Below are 6,466 nucleotides of genomic sequence, written 5' to 3' on the forward strand. Positions count from 1 at the left end.
CCGTTGAAGGGTGAGGGCTTGCCTGAGGAGCGCAGTGAAGCAGTCGACGAGGACGCTTCACCTCAACGTGAGCCGCTGTGCATTCTCGACGCGGTCATCTGCGTCCACTTCGTAGGCGCGAACCTCCATCGCCTGCTGATCGACGTACTCCGCCAGGCCGACCTCAGGCTCCTGGTCCCCCAGGAGGTCTGCGACGAGATCTCCGGCAAGGACAAGAAGTTCCCGGGGGTCGGCCTGCGGTGGAACCGGCTCGCGAAGAGCCGGTACATCCAGGTCCTTCCGCAGCTCGAGGCCGTTTCTGCCCCGGCCCGCGCGGTCGAGGTCTTCGAAGAGGTCCGTGAGCGTCAGTTTGAGGACGCCTACCGCGACCCCCGAGACCTGGGCGAAGCCGTAGTGGTCGCCCACGGGGTGCACCAGCGCGACCTGGGGAACGACGTCTGGCTGGCCATCGACGACCAAGGCGGCCGAGCCATCGCTGCCGCCCGCGGCCTCCAACTCCTCTCCATCGAGGATGTCCTGACGATGGCCGTGGCCTTCGGCAAGTTCGATACCGAAGGCGACCTGAAGGACGTCTACGGGAAGCTCCGCAAGTATGGCGAGGGGTTGGTCCCGTACAACCGGACTGACCTGGCGATAGTGCACAAGGAGTGGAAGGAACAGTCGAAGACGCAGCAGTGAGTCGGCGCTGCCATTCAGGTCAGCCCCTGCTTAGCCGCAGAGCCCAGCACTACCGCGTTACCCACCGCGCCCCGGCCTCTGGGCAACGACCAGCGCACTCGCCCAGGGCCTCCAGTAGACGCGGGACCCACTGGGCTGACGCCCCCCATCACAAGTGACTCGTGGCGAGCGATCGGGCCATGCCCGTGCGGCTGGCGCGGCTTGGTTGTCAGTGCTGCATGCAAGACTCGCTTCATGGGGCGCACTACGAAACTGTGCCCCCGCACGCGCCAGAGAAGAGACGAAGTGACCTATCTGTACGACCAGTTCGGCGAAGTACTGTCGATGATCAACCTCGACCCCGACGTTCTTGCGGCTTCTCGCGACCGGCTGCGGCTCGCTCGAGAGTCGGCTGAGCTACACCCGGAAGGGCGGAAGTCATTCTCCTCCGGATCCATCCAGACGCACACCCATATCCAACCGCATGCGAATGCAGTCAGCGACGGCGATGGCGGCATCATCTTGGATCGGGTGAAGCATCCTTCTCTGGGGCCAGACGGAGACGGCGAGACTCCTCAGGAGATCACTGACGCTCTCGTTTCCTTCGTGGGCCCAGAGATTCGCAAGGTGCACCCGAATGCCCGGGTCTACAAGTCCAAGCGGGGCCTCAAGATCCATTTCGGCAGTCCGGTCAACGACACTGACGTCACAGTCGACCTCATCGTCGCCCTCGAACGGCGTAGTGCCCGCGGCCTGTGGATCCCCAACCTCAAGACGGACGAATGGGAGCCTTCCGACCCCATCGGGCACGCGGACCTGCTCAACGCTGCCCCCGACGCCCTCCGTCGCATGCGGCGCAAGGTGATTCGGCTCGTCAAGGCGTGGAACGCCCAGGCGACCACGCCCGGATTCTCCTCGCACAATCTGTCTGTATGGGGCTACGAGTTCGTCGCCGACGGCACGGGGCTGGTCAAGAATGTCCACTCTGTGCTCTCTCAGGCGGCACAGCGGATCGCGGACGGCGAGCCCACCGCGGATCCGCAGGGCGTGTCGCCCGACATCAATCCGTTGGTTTCGGATGAGGTGGCCGAGCGGCGCCTGCGAATCGCAGCTCAGAAGCTCCAGGCCGCAATCGATGCCCCCGATGACGTTGATGGCGTCCAGCAGGTCCTCGAACACCTCTTTCCCAAGACGATAGAGCAGGCCGCCGAGTCCTTCGCTGCCGCCCCGCATGCACGCACCTTCACAACGGCCCAGCTCGGACTCGCCGGGCCCAGCCAAAGAATCCCGTCGACCCGATCCTGGAAGCAGAGGTAGGCAGCGGTGCGCAGGAAGCGGCCTATCGCCCGGCCGTGGTTCGCCAGTCCCATCGGACGACTGCGGTTCCTCGACGAACTGCAGTCGTCAGGTCTGACCGTACGCGAGACCGATAGGCCGATCCGCTTCGAGGACGGCGTCACCTACGAAGTGCTACCGCACCTGCGCATCCTCCCCCAACGACGACTTCGGATCGTGTTTACCGCCAGTGCCCCAGATGCAGTACAGGTGTGGGCTACCGGTCCGGATTGTGCCGCGCACCGCAATTCGGACGGCTCGCTCTGTCTCTGGTACCCGAAGGACTCCGAGCGCCGTAAGTGGACACACCGCAGCGGCGGTAAGAAACTACTGGGCATCGTCATCCGCCACCTACACTGGGAGGCCGACTTCAACAGGACCGGAGTGTGGCCTGGCCTGGAAGCCCCCCATGGCTATTCCTCTCCTGGACTGGATGAGAACGACGATGTCATCAGGTGACCTTCTCAAGACGCTCGCACCGTTCACAGCCGTCCTCGCGGCGAGCATCACGGGTTGCGTCGCCATCGGCCAGTGGTGGGCCAACGGCCGCAGGCAGGAGCGCGACCGGAAACAGGAGACGTTCGCAGCCGCCTTCGAGGCGTGTATTGAGTACGCGGAGATGCCCTATGCGATTCGCCGACGGCGCATCGACGTCGCTGCAGAGGAGCGAGTCCGGCTCTCCGAGCAGGTACGTGCCATACAGATCAAGCTCACCCGCTACGAGGCATGGGTGCGGTTCGAGTCTCCCGAGGTGGGAGAGGCATACCAAACCCTCGTCCGCCGAACTCGGGAAGTGGCGGGGGCCGCTATGAAGGACGCCTGGCTGTCGACGGGTGCCGACAGCGACCGCGCCATGGTCATCCCCTCCTCCATCGTAGATCTCCGCCCCCTCTCGGCACCGCGCGAGGAGTACATGGCTGCGGCTGAGGGGTATCTGCGCCGTCGATACTCCAATCGACTCCGAAGGTCCATCGCGGCCATACGCATGCCTCGCCGACCCGTACCGACCTACGGCTCTACCCCTCTGCCCACGTTGCCGCCCCCGACCTCTGCCGAAGCCTCGGAGACCAGCGGACGAACCTCCTGACCCTCCACCGGCGCCCTGATCCCCGTCGGCACTGCCAAGGTGGGAGTCGAGATACCATCGTCATCAGACCTGACTCACGAACTGGCCGACCGTGATCACCAGCAGTTCCCGCGACGCCACACCGGCCCCAACGTGGATGGATCCACAGAGCGCCGCGCCGGGGGCACTCGATCGCAGAACGCAGCTAAGGCCCAGGTCAGCGGGGGCATCCCGCCGAACTGGGCCTCAGTCTTTTTGGATCAGCCGCTCGGTGATCGTGCGCCATGCGCGCCAGAGGCCTCAGGTTCGCCGCAGTCGGCACGGGCACCATCGTGAACGATGCGGTCGGCCCCCAGCACGGCTACGACGTCTTCGCCCCCTCGACACCTTCTGCACCTCTATCAGCCGAGAGAACCGAGGCCCAGCCCAGCGAGAACGCATCGCCGGACTGGGCCTGTTCGTTGTCGGTGCGGGGACCGGGGTCCGTTGTGGGTCAGCTGGGTTCGGTGCCGTAGGCGAGGGTGCCGTTGATGTAGACGGTGACCTTGGGGGCGTCGGCGTAGGAGGTGTTGGTGCCGTAGCTGTAGTCGTCGGTCTCGGAGAAGTTGGACCAGTCGGTCTTGTTGAAGCGGTTCTGGATCTCGCCGGTGGAGGCGCCCGCGGCGAGGCTGCCGGCGCCGGTGGTGAAGCCGACCAGGAGGTAGTGGTCGGCGCCGGTCTTGGCGGTGGGCATGGCGACCACCGAGTGGGTGACGTTGCCGGAGCCGATGACCGCGTAGTCGACGTTGGTGCTGAAGGTGTTGGCGCCGCCGTCGCTGGTGAACCAGTAGCGCATGGTCACCGTCGACAGGGCCAGCGGGGTGGTGCCGGTGTTGATCACCTGCAGGCCCGGCTTGATCTGGTTGTCGCCCGGCGAGGAGTCCAGGTTCTTGTACTGCGCCTTGACCGCGCCGGTGGTCACCGTGCCGGCCGAGGTGGTGCCGGTCACGGTGCTGGACGCGGTCGAGAGGTTGCCCGCGGCGTCCGTCGCCACGACCGAGTAGTTGTACGCCGTGGACGCGCTCAGCCCGGTGTCGGTGAAGGTGGTGGCCGTGGTGGTGGTGCCGGCCAGCGCGCTGTTCCGGTAGACGTCGTAGCCGGTCACACCGACGTTGTCGGTCGACGCCGTCCAGGACAGCGAGACGGTGCTGCTGGTCACGCCGGTGACCTTCAGGTTGGTCGGCGCCGAGGGCGGGGTGGTGTCCCCGGTGGTCGTGCCGCCGCCGGCGACCAGCTCGCCGTAGACCGCGTAGGCCATCGCGATGTCCGCCTGGGCCCAGAAGCGGTGGTACGTGAAGGACGGGGCCGCCCCGCCGCTGAGGTACGTCTGGACCTTGGCGAAGTCGGGGTCCTTCTTGTACCAGGAGCGGATCGACAGGAAGGTCGCCCCGGGTGCGATCGGATCGCCGTTGGGCATCTTGCCCGACCAGCCGCTGGGCACGTACACCGTGTCGTTGAAGCGGCTGTAGTCGGTACGGGTCTCCGCGACCGCGATGCCCTTGGTGTCGGAGAAGGTCGCCATCACGTCCAGCAGGCTCTTGGCGAGCGCGGTGTAGGCGGTGTTGCCGGACTTGACGCCGTAGTAGGTCAGCGCCTTCACGTAGGCCGCGCAGACGCCGACGTCGTTGCCGAAGTCGGCGACGGTGACGTGCAGCGAGGCGTTGGCGCCCGGACTGCTCGCGCTCCAGGTGTCCGGCTGCCCGGTCCAGTTGAGCGTGGAGGGGATCTGGAAGTTGGTGGCGGTGACCGTGGTCTGCCCCTTGGCCCAGGCCATCCACTTGTCCAGCACGGTCTTGGCGGTGGCGTTGCCGGTCACGTAGTAGTACTCGGCCAGCCGCTCCATCGCCCAGGCCTGCATGCCGAACCAGTTGTTGCTGGGCGGGTCGTGGTAGACCGGCTCCCAGTCGTAGGCCATGCCGTAGAAGGTCGGCGTACCGGCGGGCGGGGTGGCGTAGGCGCCGTTCCAACTGTTGGTGCAGCCGCCGGCGATGGCGCCCTCAGCCGACTGGAGCCACCGGAAGAACTCCAACTGCCGTGCCAGGCTGCTGGTCCAGTCGCCCTTGGCGGTCGGCGACAGCGGGGTCAGCGCGGCCACGTTGGACATCGCCCAGGCCGCGATCGGGTTCTGGTAGCCCTGGTGCGAGGCGCCGTCACCGATCCGCCAGGCCCAGCCGCCGCCGGGCTCCGCACCGCCCCAGGCGTAGTACCAGGCCATCAGGTAGTGCTCGGAGCTGCGTCCCGAGCCCGCCGCGCAGCCGCTGGGGCTGGTGCAGCCGCCGATCGTCTTGAAGTACTTGTCGAAGAGCGAGTACCGCAGGAAGTCGCCCATCTTCGCGGCCTTCGCCGCCGAGGCCGCCACCGATCCCGCCGCGCCCTGGGCCGAGGCCCAGCGGTAGGCCCAGTACGCGGCCTGGACGCTGCGGGCGTCGGCGTCCGGGGCGTTGGTGTACTTCCACTGGGTGGAGTAGGCGCCGCTCTGCTTCACGAACAGGTCGAGGTAGCCGTTGGTGCCGCCGTACTTCATCAGGTCGGTGCACGGCTGCGGGATGGTCTCCCACACCGACTCCTGGGAGCCGCGCTGGTAGCTGTTGATGTACGAGGGGCCGGTGGCGGTGGGGCCGTTCTCCGCGCCGGTGCCCGGCGTGTTCCCGTAGCCGTAGGTGTTGTCGACGTCCATCAGCCAGTGCATCCCGTAGATGTCCGAGGTGCCGTAGGTGGACGTCAGCTCGCCGGACAGCGGGTCCTGGCCGACCGACACCGAGGTGTCCAGCGGGCTGGGGTAGCTGCTGGGGTCGGGCCACTCGGGCGCGTAGGTGGCCGGCGAGGACGGGTTGTACGAGCTGTTGCTGGGCTGGTCCACGTGCTGCGGGATGATGTAGTGCTCGGCCGTCGTCCAGGCGTTGTTGAAGGCGGTCCAGTCGCCGGTCACCCGGCCGTAGGTGGCCTCCAGCCAGAACCAGAAGCTGAACGCCTCCGATGTGGTCTGATGTCCGTGGTCCGGCGCCTCGACGATCAGCGTCTCCACGGAGTGGTACGGGATCCCCTCGGGGCTGAAGTAGCCGTTGGCCGAGTTCTTGATCTTGGCATACTGGGTCAGGAACGCCTGGGTGTAGGCGTCCGTCGAGGGGGTCACCGCGGGCTTGACGGCGTTCGGGCGCTCCACCGCCAGGGCCTTGGCGATGACCGGTGCTCCGCTCACCGCCGCCATCGCGGTGCCGACCGCGGCGATGGCGAAGCGCCTTCGGGACAGGGATTCGGACATGGCAGTCGTACTCCTTCGACGGCGGGCAGGTCGGGGGACCCGGCCACCGGGGTGGGGGGAAGCTGAAGTGACGCGCTGTGCTCCTTACGGGTGGGGCATGCGGCGAG

4 protein-coding genes are annotated in these 6,466 nt (G+C 66.8%); 3 read left to right on the forward strand and 1 reads right to left on the reverse strand.

Annotation, left to right across the window (positions count from 1 at the left end):
* Positions 1–18: 18 nt before the first annotated feature.
* The 3 genes from TR46_RS02640 (at position 19) to TR46_RS02650 (ending at position 3,079) form a co-directional block, all read left to right on the forward strand.
* Positions 19–678 carry a PIN domain-containing protein gene (locus TR46_RS02640; RefSeq protein ID WP_152626265.1) on the forward strand — a complete coding sequence of 220 codons (660 nt, stop codon included), beginning with the start codon at positions 19–21 and terminating at the stop codon, positions 676–678.
* Positions 679–963: 285 nt separating this feature from the next.
* Positions 964–1,974 carry a hypothetical protein gene (locus TR46_RS02645; RefSeq protein WP_042392695.1) on the forward strand — a complete coding sequence of 337 codons (1,011 nt, stop codon included), beginning with the start codon at positions 964–966 and terminating at the stop codon, positions 1,972–1,974.
* A gap of 427 nt (positions 1,975–2,401) precedes the next feature.
* A complete protein-coding gene (locus tag TR46_RS02650) occupies positions 2,402–3,079 on the forward strand; it encodes a hypothetical protein (RefSeq protein ID WP_042392698.1) in 678 nt (225 codons plus the stop codon).
* Positions 3,080–3,551: 472 nt separating this feature from the next.
* Here TR46_RS02650 and TR46_RS02655 read toward each other — a convergent pair whose 3' ends face one another.
* Positions 3,552–6,359 carry a glycoside hydrolase family 48 protein gene (locus TR46_RS02655; RefSeq protein ID WP_084717787.1) on the reverse strand — a complete coding sequence of 936 codons (2,808 nt, stop codon included), beginning with the start codon at positions 6,357–6,359 and terminating at the stop codon, positions 3,552–3,554.
* Positions 6,360–6,466: the final 107 nt, after the last annotated feature.

This window comes from Streptacidiphilus carbonis, from assembly GCF_000787775.1.
GTDB lineage: Bacteria > Actinomycetota > Actinomycetes > Streptomycetales > Streptomycetaceae > Streptacidiphilus > Streptacidiphilus carbonis.